Below are 21,423 nucleotides of genomic sequence, written 5' to 3'. Positions count from 1 at the left end.
ATGAACGCCAAAGCCGAGATCGCCATCGCGGCGCGCGGCAATTTCATCGATGGCCGCGAGGTGGAAAGCATCGGCGGCGGCACGGTGGAGGTGAAGAACCCCGCCACCGGCGCCGTCATCGCCACCATTCCCGACAGCACCCGCGAGGACGTGGACGCGGCGGTGAAAAGCGCCCGCGCCGCCTTCAACGGCGACGCCTGGGGCGGCATGGCCATCCGCGAGCGGGTGAAGCTCATCAACCGCATCGCCGACGCCTTCGAGGCCGCGCTGCCGGAGCTGTACCAGCTCGAGACCCAGAACAACGGCCGGCCGGTGAACGAGACCCGCGCCCAGCTCGGCCGCCTGCCGGACTTCCTGCGCTATTTCGGCGGCCTCGCGCTCGCCCGCCGCGACGACGTGATCCCGGTGGAAGGCAATTATCTCAACTACACCCGCCGCACGCCCATCGGCGTGGTGGCCAATTGCACGCCCTTCAACCACCCGCTGATGATCCTGTGCAAGTCGCTGGCGGCGGTGCTCGCCTCCGGCTGCACCACGGTGGTGAAGCCCTCCGAATATACCCCCCTCACCACGCTGCGCCTCGCGAAGCTGATGAGCGACAACGGCCTGCCGCCCGGCGTGTTCAACGTGGTGAACGGCATCGGCGGCAATTCCGGCCGCTTCCTCGCCGAGCATCACGACATCAACAAGCTGGTGCTCACCGGCGGCACCGAGGCCGGCCGCATCGCCGGCTCGGCGGCGGCGAAGGTCTTCGCCCACCAGACGCTGGAGCTGGGCGGCAAGACGCCGGTGATGGTGTTCGACGATTACGACGTGGAGCAGGCGGTGAACTATGCCGCCTTCGGCGCCTTCGTCGGCGCCGGCCAGACCTGCGTCTGCGCCGCCCGGCATATCGTGCAGAAGACCATCTATGACGAGTTCGTGGAGCGCCTGGCCGCCAAGACCAAGGCCATCCGCATCGGCGATCCGCGCGATCCCGAGACCCAGCTCGGCCCGGTGGTCTCCCAGCGCCAGCTCGACCGCGTGCTCTCCTTCGTGCAGGCGGGCCATGACGATGGCGCGCGTCTCGTGGCCGGCGGCCAGCGGCGCATCGTGCCGGGGCACGAGAACGGCTTCTTCGTGGAGCCCACCGTGTTCGCCGATGTGGCGCCCCACATGCGCATCGCCCGCGAGGAGGTGTTCGGCCCGTTCACGGTGGTGATCCCCTTCGAGACGGAGGAGGAGGCCCTCGCCATCGCCAACGACAGCCCGTTCGGCCTCGCCGCCGCGATCCGCACCCGCGACGTGCACCGCGCCCATCGCGTGGCGGCGAAGGTGAAGGCCGGCATCGTCTGGATCAACGACCATCACCGCCTCGATCCCGCCTCGCCGTGGGGCGGGGTGGATGACAGCGGCATCGGCCGGGAATTCGGCATCGAGAGCTTCAACGACCATTTCGACGTGAAGTCGGTGATGCTCTCCACCGAGGGCAAGGCCTTCGACTGGTACAAGGGCACGTCGCAGCAGCCGCGCCTGAACTGATCGGCTTCGTCCGGGGCATTCGGCGGCCGGGTCGCATCCGCGATCCGGCCGTCGCCGTTTCAGCGCTGCGGCGCCACCGTGGGGCAGGGCTCGGCCTGCATGCGCGCGAGCAGGCGCTCCACCGGGGCGGGGGACACCTTGATCGGCCCGGTGAAGGGCTGGCCCATCTCCATGACGAGGAAGATGGCGGCGGAAATGCCCACCATGCCCAGCCCATGGCCGATGAGGACCAGCGCGTTCCGCGGCGCGAACACGCCGGAATAGAGGAAGATCAGCGCGAACCAGCAGATCACCACGAAGATGAAGGTGACGGGCGTGGCCGTGCGGGCGACGCCCGTGACCTTCCATCGATACTCCACCAACTGCCGCGACAGGCCGAGCAGGGTGCCCCGCACGTCCTGCTGGTCGGGGGTCTCGCTCTTCAGGCTGCGGACCCCTGCATCAAAGCGGAGGAGGGCGGCAAGCGCCGTCACCTGCGCGGCCCCGGAGGCGTCATCCTCGCCGGCGGTCCACGTCTCCGCCACCAGCTGGCGGGCATAGGCCTGAAGGTCGCCGCGCAGCGGGCAGGCCGGGGCGCCGAAGCTGAGCAGGTTGAGATCGGTGATCTGTAGAACAGCGGCGTATTTCTGCACGTCGGAATAGGCATCGCTGAAATTGTAGCGGGCCGAGTTGACCATGAGGCCAAGCAACAGCGAAGACATGGTCGCGATGATGGCGACGCTTGTGCGCAAATTCTTGACCGACCCGTCCTCATAGCGGGAGTCGGATAGCCGGCTGCCGATGGCCATGCCCACCGCCATCGTGACGGCCATGGTGACGAATGCAACCCCCGCTGCAACCCATGCGTTCATCTGATCGACTCGTCCTGCGTGTCAGGCGGGATATGCGCGGTCCGACCTGAACCGCGCGCTGACTCCGCGCCGAATGCCACCCGAACGATACCGATTCCCCCACTGAATCGCACCCGAACCGTGGTGTTCGGCGCCGTGTCGATATGGCTCAGAAGGCCACGGTCGTCCGCAGGCCGACCACCCAGGCGTTCTCGTTGAGGGGCGAAGAATAGCCGCCGGGGTCGATGACGTATTGCAGCGAAGACTTCAGGTTGAGCCAGCCCGTGGCCTGAAGCCCGTAATAGGCTTCCATCACATACTCATTATGCTGCACATATCCCGGCCCGAGACCCAGCCAGTTGGCCTGGGCCTGGGCGTCCGCAAGGCGCGGGTTGATGCCGGTGGTGCCGATGGCGAAGCCGATCTCGTCGTCCGGCCGTCCCGCGAATGTTCCATGCTGCTGAAGGCCCCACGACACCTGATAGAGGGTGGTAGAGGTGCGCGGGTCGGAATAGGTGACGTTCAGGAAGCTCCACAGCCCCTGCTTGGGGCTCGGGCCGCTGGCATTGCCGGTCAGCTGCTGAATGAAGGAAATATAGAAGCCGTACCGCGCATAATCCTGCGCATAGGGCAGCCCCGAGATGAGCGCGGGCAGCCCGTTGATGCTCGTGACGGCGTTATCGGCAGTCGCGGTATCGAACCAGCCGCCGATCCTGTAGGTGCCCGAGAGGTCTCCGAGCGTCGGCGTCCATTTCAGCTCCATGGGCACCAGCGCCCCCTCCGACCCCGACGGCCAGGTGGGGAGCAGCGCCCATTTCGCCTGCACCGACAGATAGGTCGGGTTCTCATCGTACACGGCGGCGGAAAAGGTGAGATCATCGGCGAGATGGAGCTTCAGGACCCCGCCCCACTGGCTGACCGGCCAGTTGAAAATATAGTTTCCAGCTATATTTCCGGGGACGGACCCGCAGAAGGTCAAGTTGATGAAATCGCAGCGGTCGAAGCCGAAGTCGGCACCGACGGCGAGGCGTCCGAACTTGACGTCCACTGCCCCGTCCCACAGGGATTGATTATAGTGGAAGTCCACGAGGCGGACGATGTTGCCGCGGCCGTAGACTTCATTGAGCAGCATCAGCGCGGGGATGTCCGCCACTTCGGCCAGGTTGTCGCCCCAGCGGCCCACCAGCGTGATGCCGAACGTGCCGCCGGTAATGTGGGCAAGCTTCTCCATGTCGAAGATGCCTTGGACGAAGGCCTGACCGGCGTTCGCCCCCGCCTGATGGGTGCCGCCCGTCAGGTTTCCGACCGTTTCGTTGACCAGCCCGCCCGAGATGTCGATGCCCTGGTCCTTCAGACGGGCTCGGCCGAGATCCCCGAACAGATAGGGGCGGGTCCAGAAATCATCCTGTGCGCTGGCGGGCTGGGCTGGAGTGCCACTACGTGCAAGATCCGACGCGACAACGGGGGCCGTGCAGGCAACCAGGATCGCTGCGATGAGATCGAGCCGCACCTTCACCCCCCGGCCGCCGTCTTGGCGCCGATCTTCTGATCGCCTGGGCAGCCTCATGTGCCTGTTTCCACCCCGAAAGCCCATTGAGCGATATGTGGCAGGCCATCGGTGATCGCGCGAGCGCTGCCTATCGCGCGATCTCGTGACCGAGAATCGCCCTCTTAGAATGCACTTTTTTGAGGCGGATAAGATCTGTCAACGCAAAGAATATTTGAATACCAATCAAGTCGTCGTCCCGTTACCGCCGGCGCCGTCGGGTGGTGCCCGGTGACGGATCTTTGTCCGGCAACGACGGCTGCTTGGGGCGATCAGGCGCTCAGAAAGCGCATCCGGACATCTTCGTCGGCCATCAACGCCGGCGAGCTGCCGCTCCAGACGATGCGCCCCTTCTCCAGGATGTGGTGGCGGTCAGCGAAGCGGCACAGCATGTCGATGTTCTTGTCGATCACCAGCACCGACTGGCCGCGTTCCCGGATGCGCACCAGCGCATCCCAGATCTCGCGGCGGATGCGGGGGGCGAGGCCTTCCGTCGCCTCGTCGAGGATCAGCAGGCGAGGATTGGTCATCAGCGCCCGGCCGATGGAGAGCATCTGCTGCTCGCCGCCGGAGAGCAGGCCGGCACCGCGGCGGGCGAGGGGGGCGAGGGCCGGGAACAAGCCATAGACGGCCTCCAGCGTCCACGGCGCGGGGGCGTGGATGCGGTTCGCCGCCGTGGCGACGAGGTTTTCCTCCACGGTCAGGTTGGGAAACACCTGCCGCCCTTCCGGCACCAGCGCGAGGCCGTTGCGGGCCACCTTGTAGGCCGGCAGCCCGGAAATACGTGCGCCACGGAAGTTGATATCGCCCTGGGTGAGGGAGACGAGGCCCATGATGGCATTGACCGTCGTGGTCTTGCCCATGCCGTTGCGGCCCAGCAGCGTCACCACCTCGCCCTCCGCAATGGCAAGGTCTACGCCGAACAGGACACGGCTCGAGCCATAGGCCGCGCTCACCTGCCGCAGCTCCAGCATCACAGGTCCTCCCCTTCGCCGCCGAGATAGGCGAGCTGCACGCGTGGATCGGCGCGCACCACCTCCGGTGGCCCGTCCGCCACCCGCGCGCCCGAGGCGAGGACGAAGACGCGATCGGCGAGGGTGAAGACCGCCTCCATATCGTGCTCCACCAGTAGTATGCTGAAACGCCCTTTCAATCCGGCGATGAAGTCGATCATCCGACGCGCCTCGGCGATGCCGAGACCGGCCATGGGCTCGTCCAGCAGCAGCACCCGTGGCTCGACCACGAGGGCCATGGCGATCTCCAGCAGCCGCTTTTCGCCGTGGGAGAGCTGGGACGCGGGCCGGTCTGCGCAGTCCGAAAGCCCGAGGTCGGCGAGCTGCGCCTGCGCCTTCCGGCGCAGCGGGGCCTCGTCCGCCACCTCCCGCCAGAAATGGAAGCTGTGGCCGGCGTGGGCCTGGGCGGCGAGCGCCACGTTTTCGACCACGCTCAGCTCGGGGAAGATGCTGGCGATCTGGAAGGAGCGGGCAATGCCAAGCCGGGCGCGCGCATCCATCGGCAGGCGGGAAATGTCCCGCCCCTCGAATGTCACGGTGCCCGCATCGGGCCTGAGCGCGCCGGAGAGGAGATTGACGAAGGTGGTCTTGCCCGCGCCGTTGGGCCCGATGACCGCCACCAGTTCGCCCGTGCGAAGCTCGAAATCCACCCCGTCGACGGCATTGAGCCCGCCGAACCGGCGGGTCACGCCCGCGGTCTGAAGAAGGGTCTTGCCCATCGGAATGATCCCTTGTGCGCCGGAGCCGCCTGCCGCGCCGCGCCCGGCGCGAACAGTGCGCTGAGCCCGCCCCGGCCGAGGAAGACGAGGAGGATGAGCAGCGCGCCGAAGGCGAGCCGCCAGTGGATGGTGAGATCGGAGAGGTATTTCTCGATGCCGAGATAGGCCAGCGCGCCGATGATGGCGCCGAAGGGCGTCGCCAGCCCGCCGGCCACGACCATGATCATCAGCTCGGCCGAGCGGGTCCAGTCCATATATTGCGGGCCGACGAACTCCGCCGCATTGGCGAGCATTGCGCCCGCGAGCCCGCACACCGCTGCCGAAATGATGCAGGCGACAAGCTTGTAACGGAATGTGGGAAAGCCGGCCGCCGCCATGCGTCGCTCATTGATGCGGATGCCCTTCAGCACCATGCCGAAGCGCGCCCGTGTGAGGCGTATGTTGAGAGCCGCGAGCACCACCAGCAGGCCGAGGGCGACATAGTAGAACTGACGGGAATCATAGAGGTCCACCAGCCCGCCGAAGGTGCTGCGCACGGCGAGGTGCATGCCGTCGTCGCCGCCATATTCGTAGAGGCTGGAGGCGCCGTAGAACATCATCTGCGCGAAGGCGAGGGTGATCATGATGAAGAAGGTGCCGGAGGTGCGCAGCGCCACCACCGACAGCGCCGCGGCCAGCAGAGCAGAGATCGCCATGGCCAGTGGCCACTGGACGAAGCCGCTCTCGACCCCGGCATCCGCCAGGATGCCCACCACATAGGCGCCGATGCCGAGATAGAGCGCGTGCCCGAAGCTCACCAGCCCGGTCTGGCCGAGGATGAGGTCGAGGCTCAGGGCGGCGATGGCGAAGATGATGACCCGCAGCCCCATGTCCACCCAGAACGGCTGGTCGGCGATACCGGCGACCAGCGGCAACAGCAGGAAGCCGCCGCCGAGAAGCCCGATGGCCGGCACGCGCCAGCGCGCCAGTAGGCCGGGGCCTGTCGGGCCGAGGTCGGATGCCTCCGGCGGCGCCTCAGGCCGGCGCAGGCCGGCGGCCGGGATGAGCCCCTGCGGCCGGAAGAACAGGATCACCGCCATCAGAATGTAGATGAGCATGGAGGCGAGAGCCGGCGCCACCGTGTTCGCCGCCACCGGCGAGAGGACCAGCGCCATGAGGTCCTTCAGATAGGCCCGGCCGATGGTGTCGATGACGCCCACCAGCAGGGCCGCCACGAAGGCCCCCTTCACCGATCCCATGCCGCCGACGACCAGCACCACCAGCGCCAGGATGAGCACGTTGTCGCCCATGCCCGGATAGACGGTGAGGATGGGCGCGGCGATGTAGCCCGCAAAGCCCGCCAGCGCCGCGCCGATGCCGAAGACCACGGCATAGATCGCGCCGATATTCACGCCCAGAACGCTCGTCATCACTCGGTTGCTGGCGCCGGCGCGGATGAGCATGCCCATCCGCGTCCGGCCGATGAGGACATAAAGCAGGCCTGCGATGACAAGCCCGGCCCCGATCATCGCCAGCCGGTAGGCGGGATAGGGCGCGCCGGGAATGAGCTCCACCGAGCCGGCGAGAAAGGCCGGGATGGGCGCGTGCAGCGGCTCCGGCCCAAACACCATCCGCGTCGCCTCGTTGAGCACGTAGACGAGGCCCACGGTGCACATCACCTGATCGAGGTGACTGCGGGCATAGAGATGCCGGATCACCAGCCTCTCAAGTATGAGGCCGATGACGAAGGTGGCGATGCCGGCCGCGACGAACCCCGCGACGAACGAGCCCGTGACCAGCGCGAAGGCGACGCCCAGATAGGCGCCGAGCATGAACAGGGAGCCGTGCGCGAGGTTCACGAGGTTCATGATGCCGAAGGTGAGCGTGAGCCCCGCCGCCATCAGGAACAGGATGACCCCGAGCTGGACCCCGTTCAGGAGTTGCTCGACGAACAGGAGTTGCATGATCGACGTCCCGCTGTGTCAGGAGTTCTCTTCAAGATGATCCGCGATCACTTCAGCGGGCAGTCCTGGTAATAGGCATCCTTCGCGTCCGTCATCACCTTCTCGACGGTCTTCGTCACGAGCGTGCCATCCTCGCCCTTCACCACCTCGCGGACATAATAGTCTTCGATGGGGAAGTGGTTGGTATTGAATGCAAATTTTCCGCGGTTCGAGGCGAAGTCCGCCTTCTGCAGCGCCTTGCGGATGTCGTCCTTCCGGCTCATGTCGCCATTCACCGCCTTGACCGCGCTGGAGACAAGCAGAATGGAATCGTATGCGTGGGCTGCGTAGTCGTTGGGCAGGAAGCCGTTCTTTTGCTTGAAGTCGGCAACGAACCGGGCGTTCGCGGCGTTGGGCAGGTCCACACTCCACACATTGCCGGAGCGCACGCCGATGGCGTCGTCGCCCACGGCCGGCAGCGTCGCTTGGTCCACCGTCCACACGGTGTAGAGCGGCGTCGACTTTGCCAGGCCGGCCTGGGCGTACTGCTTCACGTATTGGACGCCCATGTCGCCGGGATAGAAGATGAAGGTGGCTTCCGGCGCGCCGGTGCGCAGGGCGCTCAGCTCGGCGGCGAAGTCCACCTGCCCGAACCGCGTGTAGACCTCGCCGACGAGCTCGCCCTTGAAGTTGCGCTTGAAGCCGGAAACCATGTCCTTGCCGGCCTGGTTGTTGACCGTCATGACATAGACGCGCTTGACGCCGAGCTTCTCCAGATAGGCGCCGAGCGCCTCGGCCTGCTGGTCGTTCTGCGACGACACGTTGAAGAAATTCGCCGAGCAGGACTTGCCGGCGATGGGCGCCGGCCCGGAAATGGGCGAGATCACGAAGGCGTCGGTACGGGCGAGGCCGCCATGCACCGCCATCATCTCCGAGGAGAAGACGGGGCCGACGAGGAAGTCCACGCGCTTCGACTTCACCATCTCGTCGGCGAGCTGCTTGGCCACGTCCGCCTTGCCCTGGCTGTCGCTCCAGATGAATTCCACCGGCTGTCCGCCAAGTTTGCCGCCCTCGTGGGCGACGGCGAGTTCGATAGCCGCCTGCATCTGCTTGGCGAGCACGGCACCGACACCGGTCTGGGGCAGGATGACGCCGACCTTCACCGGGTCGGCAAAGGCGGGGGCGGCGCAAAGGAGAGACAGGGCTGCGCTGAAAAGGATGCTGGCTTTCATGGAATGCGCTCTCGGTTTCAAAGGGGGCAGGCGGGCGGCTTCCAGATGGCTGTGCTCCGGCCGAAGCATGTGCCCGGCCGGAGCAATGGGTCAGGCGAGGCGGGCGGCCTGAACGGTCGTCGCGTCGTCGCGGTAGCTCGCCCAGACCTCTTCCATGAAGGCGAGGCTCTCGGGGTCGAGGTCGAAGCGCGGCTCGGGATCGCGATCCCAATGGCCGTGGCGATCTTCGCCGGCGATGAGCAGGGCGGAACGGCGCCCCAGCATCGAACGGCAATGAGCGGGCATGTAGAAGAAGGCGATGCCGATGCGCCGGTCGTCCGACATGTTGGCGGGCGATCCATGCACCGTGCGCTCGTGATGCAGGGAGAACTCGCCCGGTTCGAGGGGCATGTCGACGGCGAGGCTCTCGTCCACCGTCACCTTCTGGCCGCGGGCGAGCAGGTTGTCGGCATCGAAGGTCTCCTCGTGGACGAGGTCCGGGCCAAGGTGGCTCTTCGGGATGACCTTCATGCAGCCGCTCTCGGTGCTGGCGCGCGACAGAGCGAGCCAGACGGTGACTTCCTGGTGCGGGTTCAGGCCGTAGTAAGCGGAGTCCTGGTGCCAGGAAACGAAGCGGGGGTCTCGCGCATTCTTGGCGAAGGCGGACGAGCCGAAGAGCAGTATGTCTGGCCCCAGAATATCCTGGACGGCCGACACGATGCGCGGATGGCGCGCCAGTTCGATCAGCCAGGGAAAGGCCAGATGGGCCTTGATCTTGAGGCGCTTGTTCACCTCCTCGCCGGAGCTGGCCTCGAAGTCTTCGATTTTATTGCGATAGGCGCGGGCCTCTTCGGCGCTGATGGCCCGGACCGGACAGAGAAATCCCTCGGAATTGAAATGCGCGATCTGTTCGGGGCTGAGCACGCCAGTCATTGCGCTTCCTCGCTGTGTTTGCGTATGCCTGCGCGTGTGCAGGCGGTTTCGGGGCTTCACAGGAAGGCGGCGCCGGCCGACGCACACCGTGGGCTTCGCTCCATGGATCCGGATAAAAGCGACAGTGTGTAGTTTTAATCAGGCCGGCTGATTGTCAAGTTAAGGGCCGGGCGATAATCTGGGCAAAATCTCGATGATGGGCGTTAAATTTTGAGCACGGACAATAAAACCGTTCGCCGCCGCGGTCGCCCGCAAGGTGATGAAGTGAAGATCGCAATCCTCAAGGCAGCGAACGAGCTGCTCGAAGAGCGCGGACTTTCGGGCTTTACGATCGATGCCGTTGCAACCCGCTCGGGTACGGCGCGCTCATCCATCTACCGCTGGTGGCCGAACCGTGGGGCATTGGCGATGGCAGGCTTCCTCGCGGAGACTGCTCAAAAGATCAGCTATCCGACGACGTCCTCGGCGGTTGCCGACGTGAAGAGCCAGATGATGCGGGTCGCCGAGGTCTATGGCCAGAAGGTGGGGCGCACCATTTCCGCGCTGGTCGCCCAGGGCCAGAGCGACCCGGAGACGTTGCGCGCGCTCCTCGAGGGCTATGTCCTGCCGCGCCGGGAAGAGGCGAAGAAGGCCCTCCTGCGGGGGATCGCGAACAGGGAGCTGCGCGCCGACATCGATCTCGATGTGGTGATCGATGCGCTCTACGGGCCGATCTGGTATCGCATCCTCGTTCCGCACGCACCCCTGACCCCAGCGTGGGCCGGGAGCCTCGCCGACTGCGTTTTTGATGGCCTCCGTCCGCCCGCGGCCGTTTCGGTACGCATGGCGTGAGTCCTTGCGGTCGCGGACGCGGGCGGATCACGCCCCTTCCGACACGGACCGGCGAATGTGAGCGGCAAGATGGTCCGCTGCCGACGAGCCGCCGGGATGGCGCTCCCACAGGATGAGGTCCACGCCTTCAAGCGCCGGCAGGCCCTCCGCGCTGCCGAGGCGGACCAGCCCCGGCGTGCGCACCGACTGGGCCAGGACGCAGACCGCCGAATCCGCGAGAGCCATGGACTGAAGCCCGGCAATGCTTTCCGATACGCAGGCGATGCGCCAGCGCCGGCCGATACGGTCGAGCGCCGCCAGCGCATAGTCCCGATAGAGATTGCCGTCCGGCAGCATGGCGAGCGGGACAGGGTCGGCGAGGTGCGCGCTGCCGCCTTCCGCCCCCAGCCAGATCAACGGCTCGGGCCGCAGGAGTGTGCCGGTGCCCACGCGCGGCGAGACGCCGGGCATCCGTGTGGCGATAGCAATGTCCAGAAGGCCTTCGCTCATGTCCTGCGCGAGTTGTCGCGACAGAGCGCAACGCACAGTCACCTCCACCCCCGGATAGGTGTCGCGAAAGCGCGCCAGGGTGTCCGGCAGCAGGAAGGCGGCATAAAGATCCGGACAGCCCAGCGTGACGCGCCCCGCCACATCGTCCGCAGAGAGCCGCAGCCGGGCCTCCTCGTCGAGCCGCAGCATGGTGCGCGCATGCGGCAGAAGCATCTCCCCGTGGCGCGACAGCTTGAGATGCCGCAGGTCCGGCTCGAACAAAGGAAAGCCGGCAGCCGCCTCCAGCCTCCGGATCTGCAGGCTAACGGCGGGCTGCGTGCGGTTCAGGCGCCGGGCCACGCGGGTCACGCTCTTCTCCTCCACCAGGAGGACGAAGGTGCGCAGCAGGGCGATCTCCAACGGGTGCGACATCGGCCTCATTAAAAATACTTGGCCAAGTGCAAAGCAATATAAATTTGATTTGAGCGGAATGTCTCGGTCTAATCTGTGCGTGGTCGTGATCGACTGTCCAACGACTGTTCAAAATCTCTGATTTTGATGCACATCAAAAAGGCATTTGCGCAACAGCGAGGCACTCTCGCCTGCGCCGTGGAGACGACGTGAATCCGAGCCCCTTCCTTCAGGTTGATGGTCTGATGCGTCGCTATGGCGGCGTCGCCGCCCTCGATGGCGTGACCCTCGATATCGCCCGCGGTCAGGTCACCGGCCTCATCGGTCCCAACGGCGCGGGCAAGACCACGCTGCTCAACGCACTGACCGGCCTCGCCTGGCCCGAAGGCGGCACGGTGCGTCTGGAGGGCGAGGACGTCACCGGCCTGCCGGCCCACGTGATGGCAGGCAAGGGCGTGGTCCGGTCCTTCCAGATCGTGCGCGAGCTCTCCAGCCTGACCGTATTCGAGACGCTTCTCGCCGCGCCGCCAGCCCAAAGCGGTGAGAGCGTGGCGGGCGCCCTGTTCGGCCGCCGCAAATGGTGGGCGCAGGAGTGCGCCAATGCCGACCTCGCCCGTGCGCTGCTGGAGCGGGTGGGGCTCGTCAAGCTCGCCGACCAACCGTCCGCGATGCTTTCCGGTGGCCAGAAGAAACTGCTGGAAATGGCGCGCGCGCTGCTGATGAAGCCCAAGCTGATCCTGCTCGACGAGCCGGGTGCGGGCGTCTCGCCGCCGCTGCGTCTCGAGATCGTGCGGCTGGTTCGGGAGCTGAAGGCGGAAGGCCTCACCTTCGGTATCGTCGAGCATGACATGCATCTGGTGGAGGAGGTGTGCGACCGCGTCCACGTGCTCGCCCTGGGGCGCGTGCTCGTCTCCGGCACGTTCGCCGAAGCGACCTCGGATCCGCGCGTGGTCTCCGCCTATCTCGGGGTGGCGGCATGACGGCGGCCCCCCTCGATTCCAAGACGGCCGAGCTGTCCCTCGCTTTGTCCGTATCGGGTCTGCGCGCAGGCTACGGCAGGGGCGGGGACATCGTGTGCGGCATCGACCTCGCGCAGCAGGCCGAGAGCATCGTCGCCGTCATCGGTCCGAACGGCTCGGGCAAGTCGTCCTTCATCAAGACAATCGCCGGCCTGGTGCCGACGCGGGCCGGGACCGTGGCCGTGACCGGCCGGGACATCACCACGCTGTCGCCGGCGCGCCGGGTGGCGGCGGGGCTCGCCTATGTGCCGCAGGAAGCCAACATCTTCGCCACCCTCACCATCGCCGAGAATCTGAAGCTCGCCACCGAATTCCTGCGCGGCCGGGCCGGCGTGGGGCCGGAGCAGCGGGAGAAGGTGCTGGACCTCTTCCCGGAGCTTCGCCAGCGGCCGCGCACGCTCGCGGGCAACCTCTCCGGCGGCCAGCGGCAGATGCTGGCCTTCGCCTGTGCGCTCCTAGCAAACCCAGAGGTATTGCTGCTGGACGAGCCCTCCGCAGGCCTCTCGCCCAAGATCGTCGGTGAGACGATGGAGGCGGTGGTCCGCGTGCGGGAGGCGGGCGTCACAGTGCTGCTGGTGGAGCAGAATGTCGCCGCGGCGCTCGGTATCGCCGATGAGGTGGTGGTGCTGGTCGCCGGCCGGCTGACCCTGCGCGCCACTGCCGGCGACATCCGGCAGGCGGACCTCGCCGGCCTGTTCTTCGGAAAGGCGGCCTAAGCCATGGCGCTTCAGCTTTTCCTCAACGGCCTCGTCACCGGCCTTCTGCTCGCCCTGCCGGCGCTGGCGCTGACTCTGGTGTTCGGCATCCTGCGCTTCGCAAACTTCGCCGTGGGCGCTTTCCTCACGCTGGGGGCCTATGCGGCCTATACGGCGAACGTGGTGCTCGGGCTGCCCCTGCCGATTGCGGCGGCCTTTGCTGCGGCGACGGTGGCGCTCGCCTCCCTCATCGCCGATGCGCTGGTATTCGAGCGGCTGCGCGCCCGCGGCTCCATCACGTTGCTGGTCGCCTCCATGGGCGTCTCGCTCGTGGTGGAGAACATCTGCCGCTTCATCTTCGGCAATGCCGCGCGCAGCTTCGATCTCGCGGTTGCGCGACCGATCCGCTGGAACGGCCTGCGCATCAATCACGAGCAGATCATCACCGCCGGCGTGGTTGTCATCGCGCTTGTGCTGCTGCACCTGCTCATTACCGCCTCGCCGCTCGGCCGCGCCATGCGGGCGGTGGCGGACAACGCCGCGCTCGCGGCCGTGCGCGGGGTGGAGCGGCGGACCATCGCGCGCATCACCTTCGCCCTCACTGGCGCGCTGATCGGGCTTGCGGGCGTGCTGGCGGGGCTCGATCGCGCCATCGATCCGCTGATGGGCTGGAACTATCAGATTCCCATCTTCGCCGCCGCCATCCTCGGTGGGCTGGGCAGTCCCATCGGCGCGGTGGCAGGCGCGCTTCTCATCGGCGTGGCGGAGGAGATGTCCGCCCTCGTCCTGCCCGTCTCGTTCCGGCAGATCGTGAGCTTCGGCGTCATCCTGCTGCTCCTCCTGTTCCGCGCCAATGGCCTGTTCGGGGCCAAGGCCATCAGAAAGTGAGGGTGCGGCAATGATCTCCTACCTCGTCACCGTCGTCATCCTCGTCGCCATCGCGGCCCTCGTGGGGCTGGCGCTGAACCTGCAATGGGGCCTAGCGGGTCTGGTCAATTTCGGCGTCGCCGGCTTCGTCGCGCTCGGCGCATACACCCTCGCCATCAGCGCGCCGTATGTGGGCTGGTTCGCCGGTCTCGCACTGGCCGCGGCGGTCTGCGCCGGGCTGTCCATGCTGCTGTCGCTGCTCACCATCCGGCTGGAGGAGAACTATCTCGCCATCGTCACCATCGGCTTCGCGGAGATCGTGCGCATCCTGCTGCTCAATCTCGGCGGCCTGACCGGTGGTGCCCTCGGCATCGCCGACATACCGCGACCCTTCGCGAGCATCACGCCGGCCGGGTGGGGCGATGCGGTGATCCTCGCCTTCGCGGTTGGGCTGGTGGCGGTCGCCTTCGTCTTCAGCGAGGCGCTGGTCCGCTCGCCCTTCGGCCGCGCCCTGCGCGCGGTCCGCGACGATGCGACGGCGGCGGCGGCGCTGGGCAAGCCGGTGCTCGCCCTGCGGGTGCGCGCCTTCGCCATCGGCGGGGCGATCATGGGCGTGGCTGGGGCGCTGCACGCCTTCTTCCTGACCTATATCGACCCGAGCCAGTTCACGCCCATCATCACCGCCTATGCCTTCATGGCGGTGATCGCCGGCGGGCGCGGCTCCAACCTCGGCCTGGTGCTTGGCGCCGGCTCCATCATGCTGATCCTGGAGGCGACGCGCTTCCTCAAGGACCTCATCCCCGGCATCGACGGCGCCCAGCTGTCCGCGCTGCGGCTCGGGATGATCGGGGTCGGCATCGTGCTCCTGCTCATCCTGCGGCCGGAGGGCCTCGTCTCCGAGCCGAAGCGCCGCTTCGCCGAATTCTTCCCGCCCGAAAGCGAGAAAGCCTGATGCCCCGCGTCGCACCCCTCACCGCGGCCGATCTGCCGCCGGCCTATGCGGAGGTCTTCGCGGCCTTCGCCGGCGGCTACGCCGATTTCCGCGATCAGGCGGCGGTGCTCGCCCATGTGCCGCCCGCACTCGACCATCTCTACCGGATGCTGATGGAGCTGCGGGCGCGCGAGGGCGTGGCGTTCCGCTACATCGAGCTGGCGGTCGTCACGGTCTCCAAGCTCAATGCCTGCCCCTATTGCGTCTCCCACCACACTCCTCTGCTCGAAGTGGAAGGCGTCCCGGCGGAGGCGGTCGCGGCGCTGCCCGCGAGCGGCCATCCCGCCTTCGACGCGGCCGACCGCGCGGTGATCGACTATGCCCGCCTCGTCACCCAGCGCGCCTGGGGCATCCGCGATCAGGTGTTCGCCGACCTCAGGCGGCATTTCACCGAGGCGCAGATCGTCGAGCTGACCCTTCGCTCGGCGCTCGCCGGCTTCTTCAACCGCTTCAACGACGCGCTCCAGATCGACGACGGCGCCGCAGAAGCGCTGCTCCACCTCCATCCCGAACCCGACATAGCAGCAGGAGAACAGCCGTGACGCGCAGTCTGCCCCTCACTCGCCGGCATGTGGTCGCCGGCCTCGCTTCGCTCCCGGCGGCTGCCCTGCTTGGGCGGCCAGCCGCAGCGCAGGCGGCCGAGATCCCTATCGGCATGGTGCTGCCCTTCTCCGGCGCGACCGGCCCCTACGGCCCGGACATGAAGAAGGCCGCCGAGATGGCGGTGAAATGGGTGAATGATGCCGGCGGCATCCTCGGCGGGCGCCCGCTGAAGCTGTTCATCGAGGATTCCGAGACCAATCCCACGGTCGGTGTCACCGCCACCAAGAAGCTCCTTGAGGTGAACAAGGTGGAATTGGTGGGCGGCTTCTGGGGCAGCCCCATCGCGCTGGCGGCCAAGCCCATCATCCTCGCCGCCGACAAGGTGCAGATGGTCTCGTGCGCCGCAAACGCGGTGACCGAGGGCGACACCAAGGGCATGGTCTTCCGCTTCCAGGCAAAGAGCACCTCCTGGGGCCCCGCCGGCGCCAAGGTGATGAAGACCATCGGCGCCAAGACGGCGGTGGTGCTGGCCCAGCAGAACCCCTTCGTCGTGGCCATGATCGAGCCCTTCAAGGCCGAATTCGCCAAGCTCGGCGGCAAGGTGCTCGAAGTGGTGATGTACAACCCGGACCAGCCGTCCTACCGCTCGGAAGTCGAGAAGGCGTTCGGCGGCGATCCGGACGCGGTGTTCTGCCTCTCGCTGCTCACCGATTTCGTCTCCATCGCCAAGGAGGCCTATCGCGGCGGCTTCAAGTCCAAGATCGTCGCGCTGTCCATCGGTGCCGATGCGGAGGGCAAGTTCCTCCAGGCAGCGGGACCGGAGGTGGCCAACGGCATCTACCATCTCCAGCCCGCGCCGCCGCTGGACTCGCCCTCCTACAAGAAATTCGTGAAGGAGATGGGCGCGGCGCCCGGCACGGTGTTCCTCTTCGCGGGCAATGCCCACGACCAGATGTGCGTGACAGCCCTCGCCATGGAGCACGCCAAATCATCCGACGCAAAGGTGTGGGCGAAGTCGGTGTTCGAGGTCTGCAACCCGCCCGGCGAGGAAGTGGACGACGTGGTGAAGGGGCTGGAGCTGATCCGCGCCGGCAAGAAGATCAAGTTCATCGGCGCCGGCGCCACCTGCGATTTTGACGCCCGTGGCGATCAGATCAACCGCTCCTTCCTCGTCCAGGAAATCAAGGGCGGGAAGAACGTGACCCTCGGCGTCATTACCTGAGGCCTTCCTGACCCGCCGTTCCCCGGCCCGGCCGGGGAACGGCCGTCGAGGCTGAGCATCTAGGTCCATCATCACCATGCGCGCGGCACCCGGCGCATGAACGCAGAGCCTTGCCCAACGGGACAGGGAGGAAAAATCATGCCCAAACCCATGCATCTGTGCGGCTTCCTGATCGCCGGGCCGGTGGTCCACAGCCACGCCATCTGGCGCAATCCGGCCCACGAGACGCCGTTTCTCAGCCTCGACCATTATGTGCGCATCGCGCGTCTGCTGGAGCAGGGGTGTTTCGACTTCCTGTTCTTCGCCGACCGCCTCGCCATCGCCGATCGCTACGGCGACAGCCATGCCGCCGGCCTCGCGCGGGGCGATCAGGACGCGACCCGCATGGACCCCATGCCCATCCTCGGCGCCATGGCGGCGGTGACCCGCCACATCGGCCTCGGCGCCACGCGCTCCACCACCTATGACGCGCCCTACAACATCGCCCGCGAGTTCGCGACGCTGGACCACATCTCCGCCGGGCGCGCCGCGTGGAACGTCGTCACCTCCATGAATGACGGCGAGGCGCTGAACTTCGGCACCGTGCCCCATCTCGGCCATGACGAGCGCTACGACCGGGCCGACGAATTCATGGAGCTGGCCTTCCGCCTGTGGGACAGCTGGGATGAGGACGCCCTCGTCCTCGACCGGGCGGCGGGCATCTATGCCGATCCCGCCAAGGTGCATTACGTGAACCATCGCGGGCCGTGGTTCCAGTCGCGCGGGCCGCTCAACATCCCGCGCAGCCCGCAGGGGCGGCCGGTGATCGTGCAGGCCGGCTCCTCCGGTCGCGGCAAGGCGTTCGCGGCGCGCTGGTCGGATGTCATCTTCGCGCTGCAGCCCAATCTGGAGCGCATGCATGCCTTCAAGGCCGACGTCGCTGGCGCGCTGGAAGCCGCGGGCCGGCCGCCGGGCGCCAGCAAGGTGCTGATGGCCATCATGCCCTTCATCGGCGCCACCCGCGCCGAGGCGCAGGAGAAGGAGGCGCTGCACGATTCCCTCGCCGACCCGGTGGCCGGCCTGTCCACGCTGGCGGCCCACGCCAACACCGATTTCTCCGGCCTGCCCATGGAGGCCACGGTGAAGGAGATCGCCGCCTCGGGCAGCCAGGGGAATATGGCGGCGCTGCGCAGCATCACGCCCGATGGCGGCATGACCATCGCCGAGGCAGGGGGGGTCTATGCGCGCGGCGTCATGTGCCCGCGCGCCGTGGGCACGGCCGAGGAGGTGGCGGACCAGCTCATCGCCATCATCGACAGCGGGGCGGCGGACGGCTTCGTCGTGTCGCCCGCCTTCCTGCCGGACACGTTCGAGGATTTCGTCGGCGCGGTGGTGCCGCTCCTGCAGGCCCGCGGATATCTTCGGCGGGGGTATGGCGGCGGGCATCTGCGCGATCTCCTCGCCGAAGGGGCGGCCTGATGCGCCCTTCCGCCAGCATCGAGAAACCGCCGGTGGACGCGGCGGATTTCAAGGCGGCCATGCGCGTGCTCGCGGCCAGCGTCACCGTCATCACCTCGCGCCGGGGCGACCAGCTCAACGGCATGACGGCGACGGCCGTGTGCAGTGTCAGCACCGCCCCGCCGCAGATCCTCGCCGTGGTGAACCGCGAGACCACCTCCCATGGACTGATCGCCGACAGCGGTGCCTTCGCCGTCAACATCCTTGCCGCGCACCAGCAGGATCTGGCCGGGCGGTTCGCCCGCCGGCTCGATCAGCCGTTCGAGGGTATCGCCCACGGGTGGGGCGAGACCGGCTGTCCCCTCCTTGCCGAAGCCGTGGCTGTGCTCGAATGCCGGCTGCGCGAGCGCCACCACGCCGGCACGCACACCATCTTCGTCGGAGAGGTCATCGGCGTCAGCTGTCGCGGCGCCGAGCCGCTGCTTTACTTCGATGGTGCGTTTCGTCAGCTGGCCTGAGGGCGATGATTTGTCACCCTGTCTGCGCGCGCCTTTTTACCCCGCCTGAGCCAGTGAGGGCGGCGGCCACGGCGCAGCGACGGCCGCGTGGACCCCGTTGCGCCGGGCATCGTCGCCCGGAGCCTGGGCGAGATAGGAGGCAATGGCGAGCGGCTGCCGTCCTCGCGCGATGCGGCGCTCAGGGCGGTTGCGTCTGAGGGGGCGGAGCGGCGGGACGGTGGAAGGCCAGAGCGAGCCCTGCCACGCAGCTTTGCTTGACGTGTCGGAACGGTAAGCACGGCTTCCGCCGACTGTGCGCCGGCAGCGGAGTTGGTCTGCATTCGTGTTGCGCCTTTTCCGATTAAATAGTAAGTATAATGACAATAATTAAATCATCTCTGCCGAACTTTTCGGGCTTGTCCGTTTTTGCAGCCCCTTTGGCAGAATCTGACGCTTCCAGCATATTGCCCGCAAGCCGAGCGTCGCCTTCAATTCTGTCGACTTCGACACGATTAGTTGAAGCTGGGCGGCACGATGGACAAGATGCCGGCGACGATTCTCACCGGATTCCTGGGCGCAGGCAAGACCACGCTCCTCAACCGTCTGCTGGAGGCATCGCCCGGCGAACCCGGCCCCGTCATCCAATCCTTCATGCTGGATGAGGTCCTGCGCGCGCGGATCGCGCTCGATGCCATCGTCACCGTGGTGGACGCCCGCCACGTCGCCGACCATCTCGCCCTCGACGAAGCACGCGAACAGATCTGCTTCGCCGATATGATCCTGCTCAACAAGGTGGATCTGGTGGACGAGGCGGCCCTGGCCGCGACCCAGGAGATGCTGAGCCGTCTCAACCCGGGGCCAAGATCGTGGCCCGCGCCTGGGTCGATCCCGGCTTCAAGGACCGTCTCGTCGCCGACACGCCCTCTGCCATCGCCGAGCTGGCGCTGCCGGACGGCATGGCGGGGGCCGAGGGCGAGCACATGCGGGCGGTCGCCAATGCGCCGGGCGTCCATAACCTCATCATCTGCACGCTCTGCTCCTGCTATCCCTGGCCGGTTCTGGGCCTGCCGCCCTACTGGTACAAGGACCCCACCTTCCGCAGCCGGGCGGCACGCGAGCCGAGGGTGGTCTTGAAGGAATTCGGCCTCGCGGTGCCCGAGAGCACGCAGGTGAAGGTGTGGGATTCGAGCGCGCAGATCCGCTGGTTCGTGGTGCCTGAGCGGCCCGCCGGTACGGAGGGCCTGAGCGAGGCGGAGCTGGAAGCTCTCGTCACGCCCGAGGCGATGATGGGCGTCGCCGTCGCTCGCGCGGCGTAGGGGAGGGCGCGATGCTCACCCGCTTCGAGCAGTTCGCCGTCACCGAGATGATGGGCCAGCCGGACACCCCGGCCCGGGCAAACGGCACGCTGTGCTTCGGCAGCGAATGGGAGCGGACGGCCTTCGGTGTCGCCCTGACCCTCGCGCGCAACGGCTATTTCGAATGGGATGATTTCCGCGACGAACTCATCGCGGAAATCGGCCGATGGGAGGCAGCGCACCCCGCCGACCGCTCGTCCTGGAACTATTACGAGCGCTGGCTCGCCGCGCTGGAAACGGCCGTGGTGAAGACCGGCCTCCTCGACCCGGCGGAGCTGTCCGCCGCGCTGTCCACCGCCTTGGCCGAACCGCACGCCGCCTGACGCCGGCCGCGGCCTTTCCGACCCGGGTGCCGCCCGCCGCCTGCTGGAGGACACCGCCCAGCCGCTCCAGCGCATCGCCACGAACTGCGGCTTCGCTGACATGAACACCATGCGGCGCATCTTGGCCAAAACCATCGGCGTGACCCCGGCCGCCTATCGCAGCCGCTTCCATCCCGGCCTGCATGTCGTTTCGGCTGTCATGTCCCCGGGGCATCGCGGCACGCCCGTCGCGGAAGGCGCGACGGGTCGCGGCATGGCCTGACGGGTGCCGGTACGATCAATTCAGCCGCCCAGAGAATTGATGCTGAATGCAAGAATGCCGATGTTGAAAATAAAGGCGGCGAGGCAATGGAACGTCACCGCGCGGCGTATGTACGTGCTTGTCACCTCCACGTCCGAAGTCTGGAACGTCATGCCAAGGCAAAAGGAAAAATAGATGAAATCCCAATAATTGGGTTCACGTGTCTGGGGAAACGCCAGGCCGCCCACATCCGTGTCGTCTTCTGAATTCGTATAGAATAAATGGGCGTAGTGGATCGTATAGACCGTATTGCTGAAGATCCACGCCAAAACCAACGTTAGCACGATCAACGCGATCGTGCCGGGGCCGGCGCTGCCCTTTTCCATCAGCTCGCTGGCCACGATCGTGAGGATCAGCAGCCCCATGACGAATGTCAGCGCCAACAGCGCCGGCCGGTTGGCATCATTGCGCTTGGCATTCGCGCGCATGTCGCTGGGCGCATCGTCCAGCAGGCCGTAGCAGGACAGGAGAAAGATGGCCGATGCGACATCGAACCCGGTCATGAAGCCAAGGCGCCAGCCCAAGAGCCATACGGATACGCCGCCAACAAGAACCAGCAGGACCGCGAACGCGATGAAGCGCGCCGGGGCAATCACGTTGCCGATGCTGCGCCTTGTCGCTTTCGATGGGAGTAAAGGCATCCGTCCCTGACCTCCGGCCCAAGGGGATGGGCTGCAAGACCAAGATACCAGTATCGGAGACCGCCTCGCAGCAAATCCCGATGAACCGGATCCTTCGGAGGCGCCGAGCCTTGCCGCCACTGCGGAA

Annotated in this window: 20 protein-coding genes and 4 pseudogenes; 14 read left to right on the top strand and 10 right to left on the bottom strand. The window is 66.8% G+C overall.

The genetic code is table 11. The features are described from left to right. Complete coding sequence (locus J2126_RS03680; protein ID WP_209484061.1) at window positions 1-1,521, top strand: aldehyde dehydrogenase; 1,521 nt, start codon at window positions 1-3, stop codon at window positions 1,519-1,521. Between the two features lie 59 nt (window positions 1,522-1,580). On the opposite strand, the gene J2126_RS03675 is transcribed toward J2126_RS03680, so the two are convergent. The 8 genes and pseudogenes from J2126_RS03675 to J2126_RS03645 form a co-directional block, all read right to left on the bottom strand. After that, window positions 1,581-2,372 (bottom strand): DUF4239 domain-containing protein, encoded by a 792-nt coding sequence (locus J2126_RS03675; RefSeq protein ID WP_209484059.1) that lies wholly within the window; start codon window positions 2,370-2,372, stop codon window positions 1,581-1,583. 148 nt (window positions 2,373-2,520) lie between these two features. After that, the gene (locus J2126_RS03670; RefSeq protein WP_348634220.1) at window positions 2,521-3,861 is read right to left on the bottom strand and encodes a carbohydrate porin; all 1,341 of its coding nucleotides are present in this window, start codon (window positions 3,859-3,861) and stop codon (window positions 2,521-2,523) included. A 308-nt stretch (window positions 3,862-4,169) separates the two neighbouring features. Continuing rightward, complete coding sequence (locus J2126_RS03665) at window positions 4,170-4,871, bottom strand: ABC transporter ATP-binding protein (protein ID WP_209484055.1); 702 nt, start codon at window positions 4,869-4,871, stop codon at window positions 4,170-4,172. Further along, on the bottom strand, window positions 4,871-5,629 hold the full coding sequence (locus J2126_RS03660) for an ABC transporter ATP-binding protein (protein WP_209484053.1): 759 nt from the start codon (window positions 5,627-5,629) through the stop codon (window positions 4,871-4,873). The genes J2126_RS03665 and J2126_RS03660 overlap by 1 nt, the downstream gene beginning before the upstream one ends. Next, a complete protein-coding gene (locus J2126_RS03655) occupies window positions 5,596-6,498 on the bottom strand; it encodes a branched-chain amino acid ABC transporter permease (RefSeq protein ID WP_245327653.1) in 903 nt (300 codons plus the stop codon). Before J2126_RS03655 ends, J2126_RS03660 begins: the two co-directional genes overlap by 34 nt. Before the next feature lie 165 nt (window positions 6,499-6,663). Further along, a pseudogene (locus tag J2126_RS25235) lies at window positions 6,664-7,572 on the bottom strand (branched-chain amino acid ABC transporter permease); the annotation flags it as partial. A 47-nt stretch (window positions 7,573-7,619) separates the two neighbouring features. Further along, window positions 7,620-8,783 carry an ABC transporter substrate-binding protein gene (locus J2126_RS03650; protein WP_209484051.1) on the bottom strand — a complete coding sequence of 388 codons (1,164 nt, stop codon included), beginning with the start codon at window positions 8,781-8,783 and terminating at the stop codon, window positions 7,620-7,622. Window positions 8,784-8,873: 90 nt separating this feature from the next. After that, the gene (locus J2126_RS03645; protein WP_209484049.1) at window positions 8,874-9,695 is read right to left on the bottom strand and encodes a phytanoyl-CoA dioxygenase family protein; all 822 of its coding nucleotides are present in this window, start codon (window positions 9,693-9,695) and stop codon (window positions 8,874-8,876) included. 264 nt (window positions 9,696-9,959) lie between these two features. On the opposite strand from J2126_RS03645, the gene J2126_RS03640 reads away from it, so the two are divergent. Beyond that, window positions 9,960-10,526, top strand: coding sequence for a TetR/AcrR family transcriptional regulator (locus J2126_RS03640; protein WP_209484047.1), 567 nt, complete (start codon window positions 9,960-9,962; stop codon window positions 10,524-10,526). Window positions 10,527-10,553: 27 nt separating this feature from the next. Here the strand turns inward: J2126_RS03640 and J2126_RS03635 are convergent, their stop codons facing one another. Then, window positions 10,554-11,426 carry a LysR substrate-binding domain-containing protein gene (locus J2126_RS03635; RefSeq protein ID WP_209484045.1) on the bottom strand — a complete coding sequence of 291 codons (873 nt, stop codon included), beginning with the start codon at window positions 11,424-11,426 and terminating at the stop codon, window positions 10,554-10,556. A gap of 224 nt (window positions 11,427-11,650) precedes the next feature. On the opposite strand from J2126_RS03635, the gene J2126_RS03630 reads away from it, so the two are divergent. From J2126_RS03630 to J2126_RS25910, 12 genes and pseudogenes are all read left to right on the top strand, one after another. Beyond that, window positions 11,651-12,385, top strand: a complete 735-nt coding sequence (locus J2126_RS03630) for an ABC transporter ATP-binding protein (protein WP_209484043.1) — start codon at window positions 11,651-11,653, stop codon at window positions 12,383-12,385. Next, window positions 12,382-13,140 (top strand): ABC transporter ATP-binding protein, encoded by a 759-nt coding sequence (locus tag J2126_RS03625; RefSeq protein WP_209484041.1) that lies wholly within the window; start codon window positions 12,382-12,384, stop codon window positions 13,138-13,140. Before J2126_RS03630 ends, J2126_RS03625 begins: the two co-directional genes overlap by 4 nt. 3 nt (window positions 13,141-13,143) lie before the next feature. Beyond that, entirely contained in the window at window positions 13,144-14,007 is an 864-nt protein-coding gene (locus J2126_RS03620; protein ID WP_209484038.1) for a branched-chain amino acid ABC transporter permease, read from the top strand. A gap of 10 nt (window positions 14,008-14,017) precedes the next feature. Beyond that, window positions 14,018-14,938, top strand: coding sequence for a branched-chain amino acid ABC transporter permease (locus J2126_RS03615; protein WP_209484036.1), 921 nt, complete (start codon window positions 14,018-14,020; stop codon window positions 14,936-14,938). Further along, the gene (locus J2126_RS03610) at window positions 14,938-15,519 is read left to right on the top strand and encodes a carboxymuconolactone decarboxylase family protein (protein ID WP_209484034.1); all 582 of its coding nucleotides are present in this window, start codon (window positions 14,938-14,940) and stop codon (window positions 15,517-15,519) included. Before J2126_RS03615 ends, J2126_RS03610 begins: the two co-directional genes overlap by 1 nt. Then, a complete protein-coding gene (locus tag J2126_RS03605) occupies window positions 15,516-16,742 on the top strand; it encodes an ABC transporter substrate-binding protein (protein ID WP_209484033.1) in 1,227 nt (408 codons plus the stop codon). Before J2126_RS03610 ends, J2126_RS03605 begins: the two co-directional genes overlap by 4 nt. A gap of 138 nt (window positions 16,743-16,880) precedes the next feature. Then, window positions 16,881-18,200 carry an LLM class flavin-dependent oxidoreductase gene (locus tag J2126_RS03600; protein WP_209484031.1) on the top strand — a complete coding sequence of 440 codons (1,320 nt, stop codon included), beginning with the start codon at window positions 16,881-16,883 and terminating at the stop codon, window positions 18,198-18,200. Continuing rightward, window positions 18,200-18,697, top strand: coding sequence for a flavin reductase family protein (locus J2126_RS03595; protein ID WP_209484029.1), 498 nt, complete (start codon window positions 18,200-18,202; stop codon window positions 18,695-18,697). The genes J2126_RS03600 and J2126_RS03595 overlap by 1 nt, the downstream gene beginning before the upstream one ends. A 513-nt stretch (window positions 18,698-19,210) precedes the next feature. Then, window positions 19,211-19,531, top strand: a pseudogene (locus J2126_RS25920) (GTP-binding protein); the annotation flags it as partial. Next, window positions 19,531-19,992 (top strand): annotated as a pseudogene (gene nthA / locus J2126_RS25915) (nitrile hydratase subunit alpha); the annotation flags it as partial. The pseudogenes J2126_RS25920 and nthA, both read left to right, overlap by 1 nt. A gap of 11 nt (window positions 19,993-20,003) precedes the next feature. Beyond that, a complete protein-coding gene (locus tag J2126_RS03580; protein WP_209484027.1) occupies window positions 20,004-20,354 on the top strand; it encodes a nitrile hydratase accessory protein in 351 nt (116 codons plus the stop codon). A 28-nt stretch (window positions 20,355-20,382) separates the two neighbouring features. Beyond that, window positions 20,383-20,616 (top strand): annotated as a pseudogene (locus J2126_RS25910) (helix-turn-helix domain-containing protein); the annotation flags it as partial. A 20-nt stretch (window positions 20,617-20,636) separates the two neighbouring features. On the opposite strand, the gene J2126_RS03570 reads toward J2126_RS25910, so the two are convergent. Further along, entirely contained in the window at window positions 20,637-21,296 is a 660-nt protein-coding gene (locus J2126_RS03570) for a DUF1345 domain-containing protein (protein ID WP_209484025.1), read from the bottom strand. Window positions 21,297-21,423 lie beyond the last annotated feature (127 nt).

Source organism: Xanthobacter flavus (assembly GCF_017875275.1).
In the GTDB taxonomy this organism is placed as follows: domain Bacteria; phylum Pseudomonadota; class Alphaproteobacteria; order Rhizobiales; family Xanthobacteraceae; genus Xanthobacter; species Xanthobacter flavus_A.
The sequence above is the reverse complement of the archived record's forward strand: the minus strand, read 5'-3'. Positions and strand labels throughout refer to the sequence as shown.

Coding starts and splice junctions, on each gene's coding strand:
- J2126_RS03615 (WP_209484036.1), top strand. CDS start 14,018: ATGATCTCCTACCTCGTCACCGTCGTCATCCTCGTCGCCATCGCGGCC.
- J2126_RS03630 (WP_209484043.1), top strand. CDS start 11,651: ATGCGTCGCTATGGCGGCGTCGCCGCCCTCGATGGCGTGACCCTCGAT.
- J2126_RS03610 (WP_209484034.1), top strand. CDS start 14,938: ATGCCCCGCGTCGCACCCCTCACCGCGGCCGATCTGCCGCCGGCCTAT.
- J2126_RS03655 (WP_245327653.1), bottom strand. CDS start 6,498: ATGGGGCTGCGGGTCATCATCTTCGCCATCGCCGCCCTGAGCCTCGAC.
- J2126_RS03580 (WP_209484027.1), top strand. CDS start 20,004: ATGCTCACCCGCTTCGAGCAGTTCGCCGTCACCGAGATGATGGGCCAG.
- J2126_RS03600 (WP_209484031.1), top strand. CDS start 16,881: ATGCCCAAACCCATGCATCTGTGCGGCTTCCTGATCGCCGGGCCGGTG.
- J2126_RS03665 (WP_209484055.1), bottom strand. CDS start 4,871: ATGCTGGAGCTGCGGCAGGTGAGCGCGGCCTATGGCTCGAGCCGTGTC.
- J2126_RS03595 (WP_209484029.1), top strand. CDS start 18,200: ATGCGCCCTTCCGCCAGCATCGAGAAACCGCCGGTGGACGCGGCGGAT.
- J2126_RS03620 (WP_209484038.1), top strand. CDS start 13,144: ATGGCGCTTCAGCTTTTCCTCAACGGCCTCGTCACCGGCCTTCTGCTC.
- J2126_RS03650 (WP_209484051.1), bottom strand. CDS start 8,783: ATGAAAGCCAGCATCCTTTTCAGCGCAGCCCTGTCTCTCCTTTGCGCC.
- J2126_RS03625 (WP_209484041.1), top strand. CDS start 12,382: ATGACGGCGGCCCCCCTCGATTCCAAGACGGCCGAGCTGTCCCTCGCT.
- J2126_RS03635 (WP_209484045.1), bottom strand. CDS start 11,426: ATGTCGCACCCGTTGGAGATCGCCCTGCTGCGCACCTTCGTCCTCCTG.
- J2126_RS03645 (WP_209484049.1), bottom strand. CDS start 9,695: ATGACTGGCGTGCTCAGCCCCGAACAGATCGCGCATTTCAATTCCGAG.
- J2126_RS03680 (WP_209484061.1), top strand. CDS start 1: ATGAACGCCAAAGCCGAGATCGCCATCGCGGCGCGCGGCAATTTCATC.
- J2126_RS03660 (WP_209484053.1), bottom strand. CDS start 5,629: ATGGGCAAGACCCTTCTTCAGACCGCGGGCGTGACCCGCCGGTTCGGC.
- J2126_RS03675 (WP_209484059.1), bottom strand. CDS start 2,372: ATGAACGCATGGGTTGCAGCGGGGGTTGCATTCGTCACCATGGCCGTC.
- J2126_RS03570 (WP_209484025.1), bottom strand. CDS start 21,296: ATGCCTTTACTCCCATCGAAAGCGACAAGGCGCAGCATCGGCAACGTG.